Origin of the sequence: Ruegeria sp. HKCCD6428, from assembly GCF_013110595.1 — a bacterium.
GTDB lineage: Bacteria > Pseudomonadota > Alphaproteobacteria > Rhodobacterales > Rhodobacteraceae > Ruegeria.
The window spans coordinates 195,621-215,313 of record NZ_WVQX01000004.1; the positions used below are offsets into that span (position 1 = coordinate 195,621).

The window sequence follows — 19,693 nt, forward strand, 5'->3', positions numbered from 1 at the left end:
GAAGTTCGACAAAGCCCACAAACGATCGGTCTGTGGGCTTTTTTCGGTGTTATCTTTGGCTGGCTTTCGATTCCAGACGGCGCGCATGCAGGACCGGCTCGGTATAGCCCGACGGCTGAACCCGGCCCTTGAACACCAGATCGCAGGCCGCCTGAAAGGCGATACCGTCAAATCCCGGCGCCATCGGTGTGTAATTCGGATCGTCTACATTCTGGCGATCCACGACGGCGGCCATCTTTTGCAGTGCGGCCATGACCTGAGCTTCATCCACGATGCTGTGATGCAGCCAATTGGCCAGTGCCTGCGACGAAATCCGGCACGTCGCGCGGTCTTCCATCAGGCCGACATCGTTGATGTCGGGCACCTTGGAACAGCCAACGCCCTGATCGACCCAACGCACGACATAGCCAAGGATACCCTGCGCATTGTTTTCAAGTTCACGCGTGATTTCCTCGTCACTCAGATTGCGCCCAGCCAGCAAGGGGATGGTCAACAGATCCTTCAACGTACCACGTGCGCCGCCTGCGGCCAACTCGTCCTGACGGGCCAGCACATCGACCTTGTGGTAATGCGTTGCGTGCAGGGTTGCGGCCGTGGGCGACGGCACCCAGGCACATGTCGCTCCGGCCATGGGGTGGCCGATCTTGACCTCAAGCATATCGCCCATGCGATCCGGCATGGCCCACATGCCCTTGCCGATCTGCGCCTTGCCCTTCAGGCCACAGGCCAGACCAATATCGACATTGCGATCTTCATAGGCCGCAATCCATGGCGTATTCTTGATGTCACCCTTGGGCAGCATCGGACCGGCCTCCATCGAGGTATGAATTTCATCGCCTGTCCGGTCCAGGAAACCCGTATTGATAAAGGCGACCCGTGATTTTGCGGCGCGAATGCACTCTTTGAGGTTGACCGAGGTGCGGCGTTCCTCATCCATGATACCCAGTTTCACCGTGTTGCGCGGCAGACCCAAAATGTCTTCGACCATGTCGAATATCTCGACCGAGAACGCAACTTCCTCGGGTCCGTGCATCTTGGGCTTCACCACATAGACAGAGCCCTCGACAGAATTGCCCCCGTCTTGCTTCAGGTCGTGCATGGCGATCAGGGTGGTGCACAGAGCATCCATCAAGCCTTCGCCGATCTCGCGCCCTTCTGCGTCAAGCACGGCCGGGTTGGTCATCAGGTGACCCACGTTGCGCACGAGCATCAGCGACCGGCCTTTCAGCTTGGCCTGATCACCCGACGGAGTGGTAAAGCTCAGGTCCTCGGCCAGTTTTCGAGTGAACGTGGTGCCGCCCTTGGTGACCTCTTCGGTAAGGTCGCCTTTCATGAGGCCCAACCAGTTGCCATAGGCCACGACCTTGTCGGCAGCATCGACGCAAGCAACCGAGTCTTCACAATCCATGATGGTGGACAGCGCGGATTCCAGCCGGACATCTGCGATGCCCGCGGGATCGGTCGCGCCTATGTTGCTTGTGGGGTCGATCATGATCTGGATGTGCAGACCGTTGTTTTTCAACAGCACAAAGTCGGGCTTGTCTGCCGAACCGCCAAACCCGGCAAATTGGGCGGGATCGCCCAGCGCAGGGGTCAACGCACCGTCGGTGACACCCAATTCGCTGACATCCGCCCATGATCCCGACGCCAGAGGCACGGCATCATCCAGAAACGCCTTGGCCCACGCGATTACCCGCGCGCCGCGCGCCGCATCATAGCCACCGCTTGCCGGCAGATCCCCCATTGCATCCGTTCCGTACAGCGCATCATAAAGGCTGCCCCAGCGCGCGTTGGCCGCGTTCAGGGCAAAGCGTGCATTGGTAATCGGAACAACCAGTTGCGGGCCCGGGGTCAGGGCGATCTCGGGGTCGACATTGGCCGTTTCAATCTGGAACTCGTCGCCTTCTTCGACCAGATACCCGATCTCTTTCAGGAAAGCCTCATATTCAGCGGCATCGGTGTTCTGCCCCTTTCGGGACATGTGCCACCCATCGATGCGGCTTTGGATCTCGGCCCGTTTGGCTAGCAGCTCACGGTTTTTCGGCCCCAGTTCGTTCACCATCCGCGCCATGCCGGCCCAGAACTTCTGCGAAGAGACGCCCGTGCCCGGCAGCGCTTGCGTCTCGATGAACTCAGCCAAAACCGGATCGATCTGCAGTCCGCTCAGGGTCTGTCTGTCCGTCATATTCCTGCTCTCCTGCGATTGTGCGCCATTGTATGCACTGTGACTTAGGCGGAAAGTTTCCGATAGGCAACTTTCATCCCGTCATTTGGGGCATTCGCTTCGGCTTGAAGCTGTTTCAAAAACCTCAAGGCAATGGCAGGGCCGGTTGCAGCGCCGGAACGAAGCCCCTAACGTCGCGCCAGTCCCGAACAGATACGAGGCCCAAGATGCGCGACGCTGCCCCTACCACGATCTACCTGAAAGACTACACACCGTTTGGCTATCTGGTGGACAGCGTGCACCTGACCTTTGATCTGGACGCGCACGCCACGCGCGTCACCTCGCGCATTGCGTTCCGGCCCAATCCTGACGCCACTGACCGCACATTCTTTCTGCATGGGGAAGAACTGAAACTGATCCGCGCCGCCATTGACGGGGCCGAGATCACGCCGGACGTGACCGATAAAGGACTAACCGCAGATGTCCCGGACGCGCCGTTCCTGTGGGAAGCCGAGGTCGAAATCGACCCCGGAAACAACACCGCGCTGGAAGGTCTGTACATGTCGAACGGCATGTACTGCACCCAGTGCGAGGCCGAGGGGTTCCGCAAGATCACCTTCTATCCCGACCGTCCCGACGTGATGTCCACCTTCACCGTTCGGATCAACGGCGACCTGCCGGTTCTGCTGTCGAACGGCAACCCGTCGGGCAAGGGTGAAGGCTGGGCCGAATGGGTCGATCCATGGCCCAAACCCGCCTATCTGTTCGCTCTGGTCGCCGGAGACCTGATCGCACATCCCGGTCAGTTCACCACCAAGTCAGGTCGCACCGTCGAACTGAATCTCTGGGTCCGTCCCGGAGACGAGGGGAAATGCGCTTTCGGCATGGAGGCGTTGAAGAAGTCGATGAAATGGGACGAGGATGTCTATGGCCGTGAATACGATCTGGACGTCTTCAACATCGTCGCCGTCGATGACTTCAACATGGGCGCGATGGAGAACAAGGGGCTGAACATCTTCAACTCGTCGGCCGTTCTCGCCAGTCCCGAAACTTCGACCGACGCCAATTTCGAACGGATCGAGGCGATCATCGCGCATGAGTATTTCCACAACTGGACCGGCAACCGCATCACCTGCCGCGACTGGTTCCAACTTTGCCTCAAGGAAGGTCTGACAGTATTCCGGGATGCGCAATTCACCTCCGACATGCGCTCGGCCCCGGTGAAACGCATCCACGACGCGATAGACCTGCGTGCCCGGCAGTTCCCCGAGGACAACGGTCCGTTGTCGCATCCTGTGCGCCCCGAAAGCTTTCAGGAGATCAACAACTTCTACACCGCCACCGTCTATGAGAAGGGTGCCGAGGTGATCGGCATGCTGAAACGGTTGGTCGGGGATGCGGCCTATGCCAAGGCGCTTGATCTGTATTTTGAACGCCATGACGGTCAGGCCTGCACGATCGAGGACTGGCTGAAGGTTTTCGAAGACACCACTGGGCGCGATCTGACACGATTCAAACGTTGGTACAGCCAGTCGGGCACTCCGCGCATCAGGGTTGAGGAAAACTGGGCCGACGGCACCTATACACTTACGCTGAAACAGCGAACCGATCCCACGCCGGGACAGGAGGAGAAACTGCCTCAGGTCATCCCGGTTGCCGTTGGCCTGCTTGGGCCCAACGGCGATGAGGTTCGCGCGACCGAGGTGCTGGAACTGACGCAGGCTGAACAGAGCTTTGCGTTCACTGGTCTCGCGGCGAAACCCACAGCATCGATCCTGCGCGATTTCTCGGCACCTGTCATTCTGGAACATGACCAGTCCAACGCGGAACGCGCGTTTCTTCTGGCGCATGACACGGACCCGTTCAACCGTTGGCAGGCAGGGCGAGATCTGGCACAGGACACCCTGATGCGGATGATCCTTCAGGATGCGGCACCGGATACCGATTACCTTGACGGAGTGTTGGCCGTGCTGCGCAATGACGAACTGGACCCGGCCTATCGTGCGTTGATGCTGGGATTGCCGACACAGTCGGAATTGGCAGCGGCCCTGCATGACCGCGGTCACACGCCCGACCCCATGGCGATCTGGGCCGCGGTGGAAACGCTGCGGCAGGCAACGGCCCAGAACGTGCAGGATTTGCTGCCCCGCCTGCACAGTGAGGCCTTTGTGGACGGCCCCTACAGCCCGGACGCCGAGCAGTCCGGCAAACGGGCACTTGGCAGCGCTGCGCTGGCACTGACCTCTCGTCTGGATGGTGGGGCGATGGCGGCTGAGGCGTACGACACAGCCGACAACATGACGTTGCAACTGACTGCGCTGTCTTGCCTTTTACGCGCCCGCAAGGGTGAGGCGCAGTTGGACGCATTCTACGAACAGTGGCAGCATGACCGGCTGGTCATGGACAAATGGTTTGGCCTGCAAGTCGCGATGGCAGCACCCGAGGCGACACCCGCGATTGCCACGACCCTGACCGAGCATTCGGATTTCAACTGGAAAAACCCGAACAGGTTCCGCGCCGTCATGGGGGCCCTGGCGATGAACCACGCAGGGTTCCACCAGCCGGATGGCGCCGGATACGCCCTGCTGGCCGACTGGCTGATCCGTCTGGACCCGGTGAACCCACAGACCACGGCCCGAATGTGCTCGGCGTTCCAGACCTGGAAACGGTATGATCCGGATCGTCAGGCCCTGATGCGTGCGCAGCTTTCCCGCATCGCGGAAACACCGAACCTGTCGCGGGACACGACCGAAATGGTGTCCCGCATCCTCGGCGCATGACGCCTTACAGCTTTGCCCGCAGCAACCGGAATTTGCGAACGCTGGCCATCCTGGCCGGTGTTTATGCGGCGTTGCTGGCGCTGGTTGTCCTGTTTGACGCGGCCTGGTGGATCGCGGGGCTGCTGTCTTTGGCCACGCTGCCCGCAGTTTGGGACGTGGTTCAGAACACCAGCGCGGGCATGCAACTGGATCAGAATGCGCTAAGCTGGTTCACGGGGAACCGGCAGGCAGAGGTCGCGCTGCGCGACATCGACCATTTCCGGTTTGACACCCGTTGGGATTTCTCGGTTCGAGTGTCGATTGTTTTGCATTCCGGCAAACGAATCCGTCTGCCGGATGAGTCGCTTCCGGCGCATCTGGATTTGGAAACCCTTCTGAAACAAGCCGGATTTCGCGTAGAACGGCATCATTTCACTGTTTTCTGAAACACTGGACCTTTGAGGGGCGAATTGGACACAAAAGAAAGAAATTAATAGGCAATTTACTTGATTTGAACCCGATATCCCGCCAGACTTCGGTGTCAGTTATACGTTTTTACAGTTTTGAGTATCGCCATGTTTCGGTCGCTAAGGGCACTGTTCGCCCCATCCACAGCTACTCCTACAATTGCTTCAGCAGACCTGTGCGCGACGAAATCCGCGCTTGCGGCCGCCTTGCCCGAGCAGGGTCAGCTCAATATTCCCGTTGCAACATCCGATCGCGATGATCTGATCGGACATTCCGCGATCGAACATGGCCGCTACCTCGCCCGGCAAGACCGCTGGGCAGAGCTGTCGCAGGAAATGCGCGTGGCTGATCAGGATCGCGCCGCCGTTGCTGATGGTATGCCTGTGGCCGATCTGCTGGCCTTCGGTGCCAGATCGGACGTTGTACTGGCCGCTGAACATGCGCTCTCGGATGGCGCGGCCATTTCGGATTACGACCTGTTGGGTGGCATCTCGGAACTTGAAGGCGAGATGGCGGACAACCCCGATGACCCGATGATCGCCACCGTCGTTGCTCTTGCCCATATCGATCTGGCGTGGGCATGGCGTGGAACGGCCTCGGACGCGACGCTGCCACCTTTGCATCGGTCACGCTGCGCCGCGCATTTCGACCGGGCCGCAGCAATCCTGCCCAAATGCAGAAAGGATGCTCCCGACAGCCCCCTGATTGCAGCGACCGGATGTGCGCTGCTGGCTGGTCAGCGCAAATCCAACGCGCGGGTGGCCGAAGAATATGAACGGCTGATCACGCTGGATCCATGTAATCAGCGCCACATGCGCGCGATGGGCAGCCACCTTCTGCCCCGGTGGTTCGGCAGCTACGAAGAGCTGGAGCTGCAAGCCTTGCGTACAGCCGCCAGGACACAGGATATCTGGGGCGCGGGCGGATACACATGGGTTCAGTTCGACGCTATTGCATTGGACGAAGAGGCCTGTGCCCGCGTCGATATCGAATATTTCCTTGAAGGTCTGCGCGATATCCTGCGCCTGCGGCCCGATCAGCAGATGATCAACATGCTGTCATCCTACTGCGCGATCACTGTCCAGAACGGATTTGGCCTGAACGATCAGGCCGACCTTGTCCGTTCGCAGATGCGCGACACGGCAAACCGGCTTATCCGCGATCACCTGACGGAATTGCACCCGTTGATCTGGGCGCATGCGGCCAACGGTTTCAACAATTCCGTCCGCATAAACTCGCCCGAACGATTTGCAGCGCGCGGTCAGCGCGATGCCTTGCGCGCCATCTCGGATCTGTTCCGGGAAGAACTGCGCAGCGGAATGGATGTGACATTCACACCGTCGGGCCTGCGGTTTTCCCAGAACTGAACACGACAGGATTCCCCCTTGCCCCTAGGCCCTCCCGGGCCTAATACGCAGGCTTAGACTTCTGCGGAAATGAGGCGCGCCATGCTCGATCTGACATACGAAATGCCCAAACCCAAAACCATTGCCGGGGCCAAGCACGATTGGGAACTGGTGATCGGGATGGAGGTGCATGCTCAGGTCTCATCCAATGCCAAGCTGTTTTCGGGTGCATCCACCCAATTCGGGGCCGAGCCGAATTCAAACGTGGCCTTCGTGGACGCGGCGATGCCGGGGATGCTGCCGGTGATCAATGAATACTGCGTGGAACAGGCAGTGCGCACCGGACTGGGCCTGAAGGCGGATATCAATCTGAAATCGGCCTTTGACCGCAAGAATTATTTCTACCCCGACCTGCCGCAAGGGTATCAGATTTCCCAGCTCTACCACCCCATCGTGGGCGAAGGCGAAGTGCTGGTCGAACTGGGCGACGGTACCGCGCGAAAGGTGCGGATCGAGCGTATCCACATGGAGCAGGACGCGGGTAAGTCGATCCACGACATGGATCCGCATATGTCCTTCGTCGACCTGAACCGCACCGGTGTCTGCCTAATGGAGATCGTCAGCCGCCCCGACATCCGCGGGCCGGAAGAGGCCGCGGCCTATATCGCCAAGCTGCGCCAGATCATGCGTTATCTGGGTACCTGCGACGGCAACATGCAGAACGGCAACCTGCGGGCCGATGTGAACGTCTCGATCTGTTTGCCCGGCGCCTATGAGAAGTATCAGGAAACACAGGATTTTTCGCATCTGGGCACGCGCTGCGAGATCAAGAACATGAACTCGATGCGCTTCATCCAGCAAGCGATCGAGGTCGAAGCCCGTCGTCAGATCGCCATCGTCGAGGCCGGCGGCGAGGTCGAGCAGGAAACGCGTCTGTACGATCCGGACAAGGGTGAAACCCGTTCGATGCGTTCCAAGGAAGAAGCGCATGATTACCGCTATTTCCCCGACCCCGACCTGCTGCCTCTGGAAATCGAGCAGGCCTGGGTCGATGATATCGACGCCAGACTGCCCGAGCTGCCCGACGAGAAAAAGGCGCGTTTCATCAATGACTTCGGCCTGACCGACTATGACGCATCAGTGCTGACCGCCGAGGTCGAATCCGCCGCCTATTTCGAGGAAGTGGCCAAGGGCCGCAACGGAAAACTGGCGGCGAATTGGGTCATCAACGAGCTGTTCGGCCGCCTGAAGAAAGACGACCGCGACATCACCGGCTCGCCGGTTTCGCCCACGCAGCTGGGCGGGATCATCGACCTGATCGCCTCGGACGCGATTTCGGGCAAGATCGCCAAGGAGCTGTTCGAGATCGTCTATACCGAAGGCGGCGACCCGGCGCAGATCGTCGAGGAACGCGGCATGAAGCAGGTGACCGACACCGGCGCGATCGAGGCCGTGCTGGACGAGATCATCGCCGCCAACCCGGCGCAGGTCGAGAAGGCCAAGGTGAACCCGAAACTGGCGGGCTGGTTCGTGGGTCAGGTCATGAAAGCCACCGGCGGCAAGGCGAACCCGAAAGCCGTCAACGAACTGGTCAGCAAGAAGCTGGGCTCGTAAACCTTTCTTTTTGTAAAAGCCTGCCGGCAGTCTTTGGCGGGTTTGTACAATCCGGTTTCTCACGAAATCTCAAAACTTGGGGTCAAGCCATCGGCTTGACTTCCTGCTGTTCGCGCCCTTTCCTCCGCCACAGAGAGGTGAGGTATTATGCAAAGCAGATTTGATCAGGAACTCGAAGACCGGCTGGTGCGTTATGCCGCCATCGACAGTCAAAGTGACGAGACATCCCCGACGACCCCGAGCACTCAGATCCAGTTCGACATGCTGAACCTGTTGCGTGATGAGCTGATCCAGATCGGCGCGCAGGATGTTGAGATGACGGGCGACAGTGTTGTTGTCGCGACCATTCCCGGAACGGCGCCGGGGCCGACCGTGGGCTTTCTGGCCCATGTCGATACGGCCCCTCAGTTCAACGCAACCGGCGTCAAGCCGCGGGTGATCAAGGGGTACAAAGGTGGGGACATCACCTTTCCCGACAACTCGGATCTGGTTCTTTCTCCGGATGACAACCCCTATCTGGCCGAAAAGATCGGCCACGACCTGATCACCGCGTCGGGCACAACCCTGCTGGGCGCGGACGACAAGGCCGGTGTATCGATTCTGATGACGATGGCACGGCACCTGATCGAAAATCAGGATATTCCACATGGCCCTATTCGTATCGCGTTCACTCCGGATGAAGAGATCGGCCGGGGCGTCACGGAACAACTTCCCAAGGATCTGGGCGTGGATTTTGCCTATACGCTGGATGGGCAGCAAGTGGGTGAGATCGAGTATGAAAGTTTCTCGGCCGACCGCGCCGTGATCCGGATCGAGGGTGTTTCGATCCATCCCGGCCTGGCCAAGGAAAAGATGGTGAACGCCACGCATCTGGCGGCAAAGATCGTGCAGACATTGCCTCAGGCCACCATGACGCCGGAAACCACGGACGGGCGCGACGGCTTCATCCATGTCACTGACATGAACGGCGGATCATCCGAGATGGAGATCAAGCTGATCCTGCGTGATTTCGAGATGGACGGGCTGGAGGCGCAACGAAACATCGTGCGGCAGGTCTGCACCGCCGTGCAGGCCACGGAACCGCGCGCGACCATCACCTGCGACATCAACCACCAGTACCGCAACATGCGGTATTGGCTGGAAAACGACATGACTCCGGTCGAGCTGGCGCGCGATGCGTGTCGCGAACTGGGGGTTGAACCGTTGTCGGTGCCGATCAGGGGCGGCACGGACGGATCCCGCCTGACCGAATTCGGCACCCCCTGCCCCAACATCTTCACCGGTATGCAGTGCGTTCACGGCCCGTTGGAATGGATTTCAGTGCAGGACATGGCGCTGGCGACGGAACTGTGCCTGTCGGTTGTGGCCAAGGCGGCACAGGCCGAAACGAATGGTCAGAGGTGAATTCCGCCGGATGAGCAAGGGCCCTTTCACCCGGGGGGCAGCGTGTTAAGTTAGCGCGGAAACGCATTTAGGAACAGTAGATGAAGCGCTACGAATACAAGGTCATCCCCGCCCCGCAAAAAGGTGTCAAAGCCAAAGGCGTGAAAACGGCCGAGGGCCGCTTTGCCGTCTCGGTCGAGCAACTGCTGAATCAGATGGGTCAGGATGGCTGGGAATACCAGCGGGCCGAGCTGCTGCCCAGCGAGGAGCGCTCGGGTCTGACCGGATCGACCACAAACTGGCGCAATGTGCTGGTGTTCCGCCGCGTGGTGGAAGAGGAAGTCGATGCCTCGTGGGTCGGCGCAGTACCTGAGATGGATGACACCCCGTTGGCCCAGCCGATTCCGGGCCCCGACCAGGTACAGGCCCCGAAACCAATTGCCGCAGAGACGGACGAGCCGCCTTTGTCGTTGAAGCGGTCTGATGACGCCGTTGATGAAAGCGGCCCTTCGAAAACTTAGGCCTGAGGGCTGTTACGACCGCCAGACCGAATGCACCAGACCGAATGCAAATGCCCTGTGGCCGTGTGCAGGACATCCGTGTTCGCTCTGGCATACGTCAAGTCGATCCGGGACGGCCTGACCGCATTGGAAAGCAATAAAGGCTACACCCTTGGGAAATCTGTGGCATGTTAGCCGGATATTCTGGAGGGACATCGAAATGGCTATTCGGCAGACACAAGGGCGGACACGCCTGTATGACAGCATTCTCGACACGGTCGGTGACACGCCTTGCATTCGGGTCAATCGGATCGCGCCCGAGCATGTGACCGTCTATGTGAAATTCGAGGCCTTCAACCCGGCAGGCTCGGTCAAGGACAGACTGGCGCTGAACATCATCGAGGCGGCGGAACGTGACGGGCGGCTGAAGCCCGGACAAACCGTTGTCGAAGCGACATCCGGCAACACCGGGATCGGGCTGGCCATGGTGTGTGCGGCCAAGGGATATCCTCTGGTCGTGACAATGGCCGAGAGCTTCTCGGTCGAACGGCGAAAGCTGATGCGGTTTCTGGGCGCCAAGGTTGTTCTGACCCCCAAGGCGCAAAAAGGGTTCGGCATGTATACCAAGGCAAAGGAACTGGCCGAGGAAAACGGATGGTTCCTTGCCAGCCAATTCGAAACTTCTGCCAACGCCGATATTCACGAAAACACGACGGCGCGCGAAATTCTTGCCGATTTCGAAGGACGACGGCTGGATTATTGGGTGACGGGCTATGGGACCGGTGGCACCGTTTCGGGTGTTTCGCGTATCTTGCGGAAAGAGCGGCCCGAGACCAGAATCATCCTGACCGAACCGGCAAATGCCGCAATCGTATCATCAGGTTACGTCAATACGCGCAACGCTGACCATCAGCCGACCGAAAGCCACCCCGATTTCGAGCCCCACCCGATTCAGGGCTGGACACCGGATTTCATCCCCTGGGTTCTGCAGGAAGCCATCGACAATTCATACTATGATGAGCTGATCCCCATTCCCGGACCCGAAGGAATCGCATGGTCGCGCCGGCTTGCAGCCGAAGAAGGGATATTCACCGGGATTTCGGGCGGATCGACCTTTGCGGTGGCCATGAAGCTGGCCGAATCCGCGCCGGCAGGCTCTGTCATACTGGTCATGTTGCCGGACACCGGCGAGCGATACTTGTCGACCCCCCTGTTCGAGGGAATCGAAGAGGTCATGACACAAGAGGAATACGCCATCTCGGCATCTACGCCGTCCGCGCAGATGGAGGCTGGTTGACACGTAAAGGTCTTCAGACGCCGATATCCAGGGCCAGCGCGTGGATGCGCGGCACGATGTCGCCCAGCGCCTTGTGTACCGCACGGTGGCGGGCGACGCGGGATTTGCCTTCGAATGCGCTGGCGCGGATACGAACGTTGAAGTGGCTTTCACCACCTTCCTGATATCCTGCATGGCCCCTATGGCTTTCGCTGTCGTCGATCACTTCAAGCTCGCGCGGATCAAAGGCGGCTTGCAGGCGGGTTCGGATCTCGTCGGTCACACTCATTTTTTTGCTTAGCGGCAAAAATATTGCCGCACCCCTCTTCTACTTTCGGCTGCTTAGATTAAACTGCTGCCTCCGAGTCGAAAAGACGCGTTCTTGAGGATTAGAGCATGGCGAAATCAGACCCCTTCGGATTCGATATGTCCGTTTCCAGCGCCAAAAAGAAGAATCCGCGGGGACGCCGGGGCATGTCGGGAGCCTCTGAAACCTCGGTCCGGATCTGTGACCACGAGGGATGTGAAGAGCCGGGAAAGTTCCGCGCGCCAAAAGCACCGGATGTCCTGGATGATTATTTCTGGTTCTGCCAGCAACACGTGCGGGAATATAATCAGAAGTGGAATTTCTTTGACGGCACCACCGAAGCCGAGCTGAACGCACAGCGTTCGAAAGACAAGGTTTGGGAGCGCGAGACCAAGCCGATGGGCGACCCCGAAGCACGTGCCTGGGCCCGTTTGGGGATCGAGGATCCGCATCAGGTTCTTGGTGCTAACAGCACGCAGAACAAAGGCCGCACGACGGGTGGCGGCGGACGACGCCTGCCGCCGACCGAACGCCGTGCGATCGAGATTCTCGAGGCCAATGACAGCTGGACCAAGGCCGAGGTTCGCAAAGCGTACAAGAAGCTGATCAAAGTGCTGCATCCGGACATGAACGGCGGAGACCGCTCGCAGGAAGAGCAGTTGCAGGAAGTTGTCTGGGCCTGGGATCAGATCAAGGACAGCCGGAACTTCAAGTAAGGGGACGGCTTTCCCTGCTTTGCGTTCGCGGCGCGCTCTGCCTGAATGGTTGGGTGCCGCAGACGACACAACCTGAAAAAACTGCGCAAGTTCCGTATGGAATCCTGTTTCATTCCACACGAAAGTGATGGAGGATTTGGGACAGGAGTTTCCAGGGATCAGTTTCGTGCGCACATCCATTTGCCTGTTGCTCGTCTCGCTAAGCGGGCTCATCGCTGCCAGCTTCATTCCGACTGATGCGGATTGGCTGTTCCTTTTGGCGCTGATTTGCGTGATGGCCAGCGCAATCTTGTTCATACGGGCCTGGTTCAGGTGGCGCCGGGCAAATACATGGATCATCGTGGACGGCTCGAACGTCATGCACTGGAAAGATGGCACGCCGGATCTGGGTACGTTGAAGAAGGTCCTTGAGACTTTGAAGCGCGCAGGGTTCAAACCGGGCGTCATGTTCGATGCGAATGTCGGGTACAAAGTCGAAGGCCACTATATGGACGACCGGAAGCTGAGCCGCGTCCTGGGCCTACGATCCAAGCAGGTCATGGTGGCCCCCAAAGGGACACCTGCGGATCCGCTGATCTTGCGGGCGGCGCGGGATAGCAAGGCACGCATCGTCACAAATGACCGGTTTCGGGATTGGGTAGACGAGTTTCCGGATGTGTTGAACGCGGATCGTCTGGTAAAAGGTGGCTTTCGCAACAATGAGCTTTGGTTTTCGCTATAGTCAAGCAACAGTTGACCCAAGGCACAGATGTGTAAGGCCATCACAACGGTGCTGCACTGAGAAATTGCCTAAGGCAACTGATCCGAGAGAACACATTTGAAGGGGTTTGTTGAGGCCAGGGATCAAACCAGGGGCGGTTCGGATTACAACTATTCGCGCTTTAGTCCGGGTATGAGCTTCGCAATGCAATTGCTTCCCGGCGCTTCAAACAACTTAAGCGAGTTTGTTGCGACTCTGCAGTGCCGTCACGCAATTCGGGGAACAGTGCGAGCAGTTCTTCGACGTCTTCACGACAGAAAGACTTCAGCGCTGTGTCGCCCAGAAAAAGACTTTCACTGCGTAACCCCTGCGAGTGCAGTACTGCGTGTCGAGAGCAGGCAATGTGGTAATATGTGATGTCTTCACCTGTGTGCACCTGCTGAATTGTTCCGTCATTCACCAAGTGGATTGCCGCAACAAAGACCCGATCTTGTCCGAACAACAACTCGGCGCGCCAGCCTTCCAGCATGATCCGATGTTCCGGGGACACAAAAACATCCTGGTTGGGTTGACCCTTGCAAATCGCGTCGCGCCGAATGCGAACGGGTCTAAATTTTGGTTGCAAAGCCAGTGTTTGTGCACTCAGCACTTTTTTCCCGATCCACAAAATCGGCAGCGTTTTCCCACCTGACACGCAAACTCTGTCACCGATCATCAGGTTCTCGACCGGGCGTGGACCGGCCTCGGTCTCGATCAGGGTTCCAGCAACAAAACAGGGCGGATTGTTTGGATCAAGATCTCCGGTTGTGATTTGCCAGTTTCCGGTTGTCATTGGCCCGGTGGGGTTGTTGGTGTCCCAGGCATAGATTTCGGTCCCAACCTGAATAAACTCACCAGATTCGCCGGTACCTCTGTAGTTACCTTGTCCGAGGTACGTGTAGGGTACGAACGGACCACCGTTGATCGAAATCGTTTGACCCGAGACAGTGGCTGGATCGGTCTTGTTTTGGACGATCAAGTCGCCTTGCCCGCTTGTGTTGACCGAATGAAGTAAGACATCAAACGACATACGTTGTGTCCGCTAAGCAGGTTGGACCAAAAGGAAACTCGCAACGAACAAGCTCCCTCTGTGTGTTGACTGAACAGAACACCACAGACCTCACAAACTCACAAAGAACGCCAAAAACCACATTTAAAAGTCATGTTAACGCGCCGAAGAAGCATTTCAATGATAGTATGTTAATGTTTGCATTTGAACGAGGCGCGAAGGTTGTTGCCAACCTTTCACCGAGGACTTCTGGGTTATGCGCAATCGGCCTCAAAGCTTGTTAACGCGAGGTGCCAAATCGTAGTGTGGGTCATCATTCTGGAATGACACCCCATGCGCAACGATAGGGCCAGTTTGCAAGAAAAACATGCGCACCTTTGGGCGTCTTTCGCTTTCCCTTGCCCTTGCCCGCAATATGTTGCACCACACACGGGTTCATACCCGGTGAACGGGCCAAAGGATAAGGACTAGGCGCATGGCTGACGGATCGATCGATATCAACGCAAAACCTACCGAGGATATCTCGGTCCGTGACGTGTTCGGCATTGACAGCGACATGGCGGTCAAGGGTTTCGCCGAGCGCAGCGACCGAGTGCCGGTGATCGATCATACCTACAAGTTTGATCCGGAAACCACGCTGGCGATTCTGGCGGGCTTTTCCCATAACCGTCGTGTGATGATCCAAGGCTATCACGGTACGGGTAAATCGACACATATTGAACAGGTCGCTGCCCGTCTGAACTGGCCCGCCGTGCGTGTGAACCTCGACAGCCATATCAGCCGGATCGACCTGATCGGCAAGGACGCGATCAAACTGCGCGACGGCAAGCAGGTGACCGAGTTCCACGAAGGCATCCTGCCCTGGGCGTTGCGCAACCCGGTTGCCATCGTATTCGACGAATATGATGCGGGCCGCGCAGACGTGATGTTCGTGATCCAACGTGTGTTGGAGCATGACGGCAAGCTGACCCTGCTGGATCAGAACGAGATCATTACCCCGAATCCGAATTTCCGCCTGTTTGCCACCGCCAACACGGTCGGTCTGGGCGATACCACGGGCCTGTATCACGGCACGCAGCAGATCAACCAGGCGCAGATGGACCGCTGGTCGCTGGTGTCGACCCTGAACTATCTGAGCCACGACGCCGAGACGATGATCGTTCTGTCGAAGGCGCCGCATTACAACACCGCCGAGGGCCGCAAGACCGTCAGCCAGATGGTCACGGTCGCCGACCTGACCCGAACCGCCTTCATGAATGGCGATCTGTCCACCGTCATGAGCCCGCGGACCGTGATCAACTGGGCCCAGAACGCCGAGATTTTCCGCAACGTGGGCTATGCGTTCCGCCTGTCCTTCCTGAACAAATGCGATGAGCTGGAGCGCCAGACCGTGGCCGAGTTCTATCAGCGCTGCTTCGATGAGGAGTTGCCTGAAAGCGCCGCGAGTGCGAGCTTGGGGTAAGCACCCGAATTGCGCCCGGAGCGGGCGCAATGCCTCCGGCGGGGATACTTTTGGCCAGATGAAGACGGATCCGTTACTGTTTTCGACGCCGGGCAGGCCAGTACTATGAGGGCTTAAGGACATGGCACAGAAGAACGACAACCCCGCCGATCCGTTCAAGAAGGCCTTGGCCGAGGCCACCAAGGTCATGGCCGATGATCCCGAACTGTCGGTGACCTATACAGTGGACCCTTCGGGCATGACGGGCGAGTCGATGCGGCTGCCTCAGGTCTCGCGTCGGATGACGCGTGAAGAGGTGCTGTTGGCGCGTGGCACGGCGGACGCCTTGGCATTGCATCGCAAGTATCATGACGACGCGACCCATGCGCGCTATGCGCCCCCGGGCGATATGGCGCGGGATCTGTACGAGGCGATGGAGACCGCCCGCTGCGAGGCGATGGGCGCGCGGGACATGCCGGGCACCGCCAGCAATATTGACGTCAAGATCGGGCATGAAGCAATCCGGCGTGGGTATGATCAGTGCAAGCAACCCGCCGATGCACCTCTTTCGGTTGCGGCAGGCTACCTGATCCGGCATCTGGCCACCGGGCGTGATCTTCCGCCTGCTGCCGAAAACATAATGAACCTGTGGCGTGGATTCATCGAAGAGCAAGCGGGCGGGACGTTGGAGAATCTGGACGAGATTCTCTCGGATCAGGCGGAGTTTGCCAAATTCGCCCGTCAGGTGATCAAGGATCTGGGATATGGCGACCAGCTTGGGGATGACCCCGATGAGCTGGACGACGAGCAGGAAGACCAGGCCGAGGACGACGCCGAGGAACAGCCCGATCCGGACAGCACCGGTCAGGATGATCAGGACGAACAGGACGCCGACGCGACCCCTGAGCAGACGCAGGAAGAGCAGCAGGATCAGTCTCAGGCCCAGGTCTCGATGGACGAAATGGCCGAAGACGAGATGGGTGACGAGGCTGAGATGCCGGATGGCGAGGCGCCTCTGGAGCCGCCTGCCCCACCGCCGGCATCTGAAGCGGACCCGGATTACAAGGTCTATCTGGACACTCATGACGAAGAGATCGCCGCCGAGGACCTGGCCGAACCGGCCGAACTGGAACGTCTGCGGGCCTATCTGGATCAGCAGCTGGAGCCCTTGAAAGGCGCGGTGTCGCGTCTGGCCAACAAGCTGCAACGCCGATTACAGGCGCAGCAGAACCGCAGCTGGGAGTTCGACCGCGAGGAAGGCATTCTGGACGCGGGTCGATTGGCACGTGTGGTCGCGAACCCCACCACTCCGCTGAGTTTCAAGGTCGAGAAAGACACCGAGTTCCGCGACACGGTGGTGACGCTGCTGCTGGACAATTCGGGGTCGATGCGCGGACGTCCGATTTCGATCGCCGCCATCTGTGCCGATGTTCTGGCGCGGACGCTGGAGCGGTGCAATGTAAAGGTCGAAATTCTGGGCTTTACCACGCGGGCGTGGAAAGGCGGTCAGGCGCGCGAGGCGTGGCTGAATGATGGACGCCCGCAACAGCCGGGCCGTTTGAACGACCTGCGCCACATCATCTACAAGGGCGCGGACGCCCCTTGGCGTCGTGCGCGGCCCAATCTGGGTCTGATGATGAAAGAGGGCCTGCTGAAAGAAAACATCGACGGTGAAGCACTGGAATGGGCTCATCGCCGGATGCTGGCACGGCGCGAACAACGCAAGATCCTGATGGTGATCTCGGACGGTGCGCCGGTCGATGATTCGACGCTGAGCGTGAACCCGGCCAACTATCTGGAAAAACACCTGCGCGACGTGATCGCGATGGTCGAAAAACGCAAGATGGTCGAACTTTTGGCCATCGGGATCGGCCATGACGTGACCCGGTATTATGACCGGGCGGTGACGATTACCGATGTAGAGCAACTGGCCGGCGCGATGACCGAACAACTGGCGGCTCTGTTTGACAGTGACCCGCGGGCGCGGGCGCGGGTCATGGGGATGAGAAAGGCCGGCTGAGGCTGATCTTCTGCCCGGCGGGCGCATTTCCCCGAGGGCGACGTGTTTTTCGTTGCTGATCATCGGCTTGTTCAGGCGGGGTGTTCCCGTCTGGACATTTTTTGAAATGCGCCTCAGGGTCACGCTCAAATGCTGTGAATGAGGCCGCCCATGTTCCAATCCTTCGAAGTGACCGCCCGCCCGGAACAGGGGCCACCGCGGCTGGCCGCCTTGCGCGAACAGATGGTGCAAGAAGGGCTGGACGGGTTTCTGATCCCGCGGGCGGATGCGCATCAGGGAGAGTATGTCGCAGCGCGCGATGAACGTCTGGCCTGGCTGACCGGGTTCACGGGCTCGGCCGGGTTTTGCGCCGCCCTGCGCGACGTGGCCGGAGTTTTCATCGACGGGCGGTATCGCACCCAGGTCAAGGCACAAGTTGCCGCAGATTTCACCCCGGTCCCCTGGCCCGAGGTAAGCCTGAGCGCCTGGCTGAAACAGCAATTGCCCAACGGCGGCAAGATCGGATTTGACCCGTGGCTGCATGCGGCGGGGCAGATTTCCGGCACATTGAGTGATCTGGAAGGATCGGACATCGAACTGGTGAAATGCGAAAACCTTGTGGACCGGATCTGGGCCGATCAACCGGCACCGCCGATGAACCCGGTCAAGGCGCATCCGATCGAATTTGCAGGGGAAGGTGCGGACAGCAAGATCGCCCGTCTGGCCGTAGACCTTCGGCAGGCCGGGCACAAGGCAGCGGTGATCACCCTGCCGGATTCCATCATGTGGCTGTTGAATATCCGTGGGTCGGATATCGCCTATAACCCGGTGGCCCACGGCTTTGCCATTCTTCATGCAGGAGGTCAGGTCGATCTGTTCATGGCGGCAGAAAAACTGGCCGGGGTACGGGATCATCTGGGCTCTCAGGTGACCTTGCGCGCTGTGGGCGATTTTCTGGATGCGGTTGCGGCTCTGGCCGGTCCGGTGCAAGTGGATGCCGCTTCGGTACCTCAGATCGTGGCCGATGCGCTGGGCGACGCTATGACGGATGGCGGCGATCCCTGCGCCCTGCCCAAAGCCTGCAAGAATGCGGCTGAAATCGCGGGCAGCGCCGAGGCGCATTTGCGCGATGCGGTGGCGGTCATCGAGACGTTGTGCTGGCTGGACCAACAGGCCCCGGGCAGCGTGACCGAAACACAGGTTGTCACCCGGCTGGAAGAAAACCGGCGCAAGGACAATGCGCTTCAGGACGTCTCGTTCGATACCATTGCAGGCACGGGTCCGAACGGCGCGATCATGCATTACCGCGTGACCGAAGAGACCGACAGCCGCTTGGAAAACGGCCACATTCTGGTGCTGGACAGTGGCGGGCAGTATCTGGACGGCACCACCGACATCACCCGAACCATCGCCATCGGTGACGTCGGAACCGAGGAAAAAACCTGCTTCACCCGGGTGCTGAAGGGCATGATTGCCATGTCGATGCTGCGCTGGCCTGCGGGCCTTGCCGGGCGGGATATCGAATGTGTGGCCCGCGTGCCGCTGTGGTCTGCGGGACAGGATTTCAACCATGGGGTCGGACATGGGGTCGGCGCCTATCTGAGCGTGCATGAAGGGCCGCAGCGGCTGTCCAAAGTCAGCCATGTACCGCTGCAACCCGGCATGATCCTGTCAAACGAACCCGGGTATTACCGGGAAGGCGCCTTTGGCATCCGCATCGAAAACCTTGTGGTGGTGGAAGACGCTCCTCTGCTTCCCGATGGCGATGCCGAACGCGCGATGCTGAACTGGCGCACGCTGACCTATGTACCAATTGACCGCAGACTGATCATGGTCGATATGTTGACGACCGACGAACGCGACTGGCTGAATGCCTATCACCGCGACGTTGCGGAAAAAATCCGCCCAAGGCTGGGACATGACGCACAACTGTGGTTGGATGCCGCAACTGCCCCAATCTGACACTGGTCTG

15 protein-coding genes are annotated in these 19,693 nt (G+C 59.1%); 12 read left to right on the forward strand and 3 right to left on the reverse strand.

Going from position 1 to position 19,693, the window contains the following annotated elements; all coding sequences use genetic code 11:
- Nucleotides 1-49: 49 nt before the first annotated feature.
- Nucleotides 50-2,185, reverse strand: coding sequence for a malate synthase G (locus GS620_RS11560; RefSeq protein ID WP_171615952.1), 2,136 nt, complete (start codon nt 2,183-2,185; stop codon nt 50-52).
- Between the two features lie 206 nt (nt 2,186-2,391).
- Between GS620_RS11560 and pepN the strand changes: the two genes are divergently transcribed.
- The 7 genes from pepN (at nt 2,392) to GS620_RS11595 (ending at nt 11,531) form a co-directional block, all read left to right on the forward strand.
- Complete coding sequence (gene pepN / locus GS620_RS11565; RefSeq protein WP_171615954.1) at nt 2,392-4,944, forward strand: aminopeptidase N; 2,553 nt, start codon at nt 2,392-2,394, stop codon at nt 4,942-4,944.
- Nucleotides 4,941-5,369, forward strand: a complete 429-nt coding sequence (locus tag GS620_RS11570) for a hypothetical protein (protein WP_171231273.1) — start codon at nt 4,941-4,943, stop codon at nt 5,367-5,369. The genes pepN and GS620_RS11570 overlap by 4 nt, the downstream gene beginning before the upstream one ends.
- A gap of 129 nt (nt 5,370-5,498) precedes the next feature.
- Nucleotides 5,499-6,758 (forward strand): hypothetical protein, encoded by a 1,260-nt coding sequence (locus GS620_RS11575; RefSeq protein ID WP_253283892.1) that lies wholly within the window; start codon nt 5,499-5,501, stop codon nt 6,756-6,758.
- 81 nt (nt 6,759-6,839) lie between these two features.
- Nucleotides 6,840-8,351 (forward strand): Asp-tRNA(Asn)/Glu-tRNA(Gln) amidotransferase subunit GatB, encoded by a 1,512-nt coding sequence (gene gatB / locus GS620_RS11580; RefSeq protein WP_171615956.1) that lies wholly within the window; start codon nt 6,840-6,842, stop codon nt 8,349-8,351.
- Nucleotides 8,352-8,498: 147 nt separating this feature from the next.
- Entirely contained in the window at nt 8,499-9,755 is a 1,257-nt protein-coding gene (gene pepT / locus GS620_RS11585) for a peptidase T (RefSeq protein ID WP_171615958.1), read from the forward strand.
- An 80-nt stretch (nt 9,756-9,835) separates the two neighbouring features.
- Nucleotides 9,836-10,255, forward strand: coding sequence for a DUF4177 domain-containing protein (locus tag GS620_RS11590; RefSeq protein ID WP_171615960.1), 420 nt, complete (start codon nt 9,836-9,838; stop codon nt 10,253-10,255).
- A 199-nt stretch (nt 10,256-10,454) separates the two neighbouring features.
- Complete coding sequence (locus GS620_RS11595) at nt 10,455-11,531, forward strand: PLP-dependent cysteine synthase family protein (RefSeq protein ID WP_171615962.1); 1,077 nt, start codon at nt 10,455-10,457, stop codon at nt 11,529-11,531.
- A 13-nt stretch (nt 11,532-11,544) separates the two neighbouring features.
- Here GS620_RS11595 and GS620_RS11600 read toward each other — a convergent pair whose 3' ends face one another.
- Nucleotides 11,545-11,799, reverse strand: a complete 255-nt coding sequence (locus GS620_RS11600) for a BolA family transcriptional regulator (RefSeq protein WP_171167246.1) — start codon at nt 11,797-11,799, stop codon at nt 11,545-11,547.
- A 107-nt stretch (nt 11,800-11,906) separates the two neighbouring features.
- Here GS620_RS11600 and GS620_RS11605 point away from each other — a divergent pair, with 107 nt between their 5' ends.
- Nucleotides 11,907-12,533: a J domain-containing protein gene (locus GS620_RS11605; RefSeq protein WP_152458640.1), complete on the forward strand. Its 627-nt coding sequence runs from the start codon at nt 11,907-11,909 to the stop codon at nt 12,531-12,533.
- 166 nt (nt 12,534-12,699) lie between these two features.
- Nucleotides 12,700-13,254 carry a hypothetical protein gene (locus tag GS620_RS11610; RefSeq protein ID WP_371808354.1) on the forward strand — a complete coding sequence of 185 codons (555 nt, stop codon included), beginning with the start codon at nt 12,700-12,702 and terminating at the stop codon, nt 13,252-13,254.
- A 160-nt stretch (nt 13,255-13,414) separates the two neighbouring features.
- On the opposite strand, the gene GS620_RS11615 is transcribed toward GS620_RS11610, so the two are convergent.
- On the reverse strand, nt 13,415-14,302 hold the full coding sequence (locus GS620_RS11615) for a Hint domain-containing protein (RefSeq protein ID WP_171615964.1): 888 nt from the start codon (nt 14,300-14,302) through the stop codon (nt 13,415-13,417).
- Nucleotides 14,303-14,756: 454 nt separating this feature from the next.
- Here GS620_RS11615 and cobS point away from each other — a divergent pair, with 454 nt between their 5' ends.
- The 3 genes from cobS (at nt 14,757) to GS620_RS11630 (ending at nt 19,683) form a co-directional block, all read left to right on the forward strand.
- Complete coding sequence (gene cobS, locus GS620_RS11620; protein WP_152458642.1) at nt 14,757-15,743, forward strand: cobaltochelatase subunit CobS; 987 nt, start codon at nt 14,757-14,759, stop codon at nt 15,741-15,743.
- A 121-nt stretch (nt 15,744-15,864) separates the two neighbouring features.
- A complete protein-coding gene (cobT, locus tag GS620_RS11625) occupies nt 15,865-17,742 on the forward strand; it encodes a cobaltochelatase subunit CobT (RefSeq protein WP_171615966.1) in 1,878 nt (625 codons plus the stop codon).
- A 150-nt stretch (nt 17,743-17,892) separates the two neighbouring features.
- A complete protein-coding gene (locus GS620_RS11630) occupies nt 17,893-19,683 on the forward strand; it encodes an aminopeptidase P family protein (protein WP_171615968.1) in 1,791 nt (596 codons plus the stop codon).
- Nucleotides 19,684-19,693: the final 10 nt, after the last annotated feature.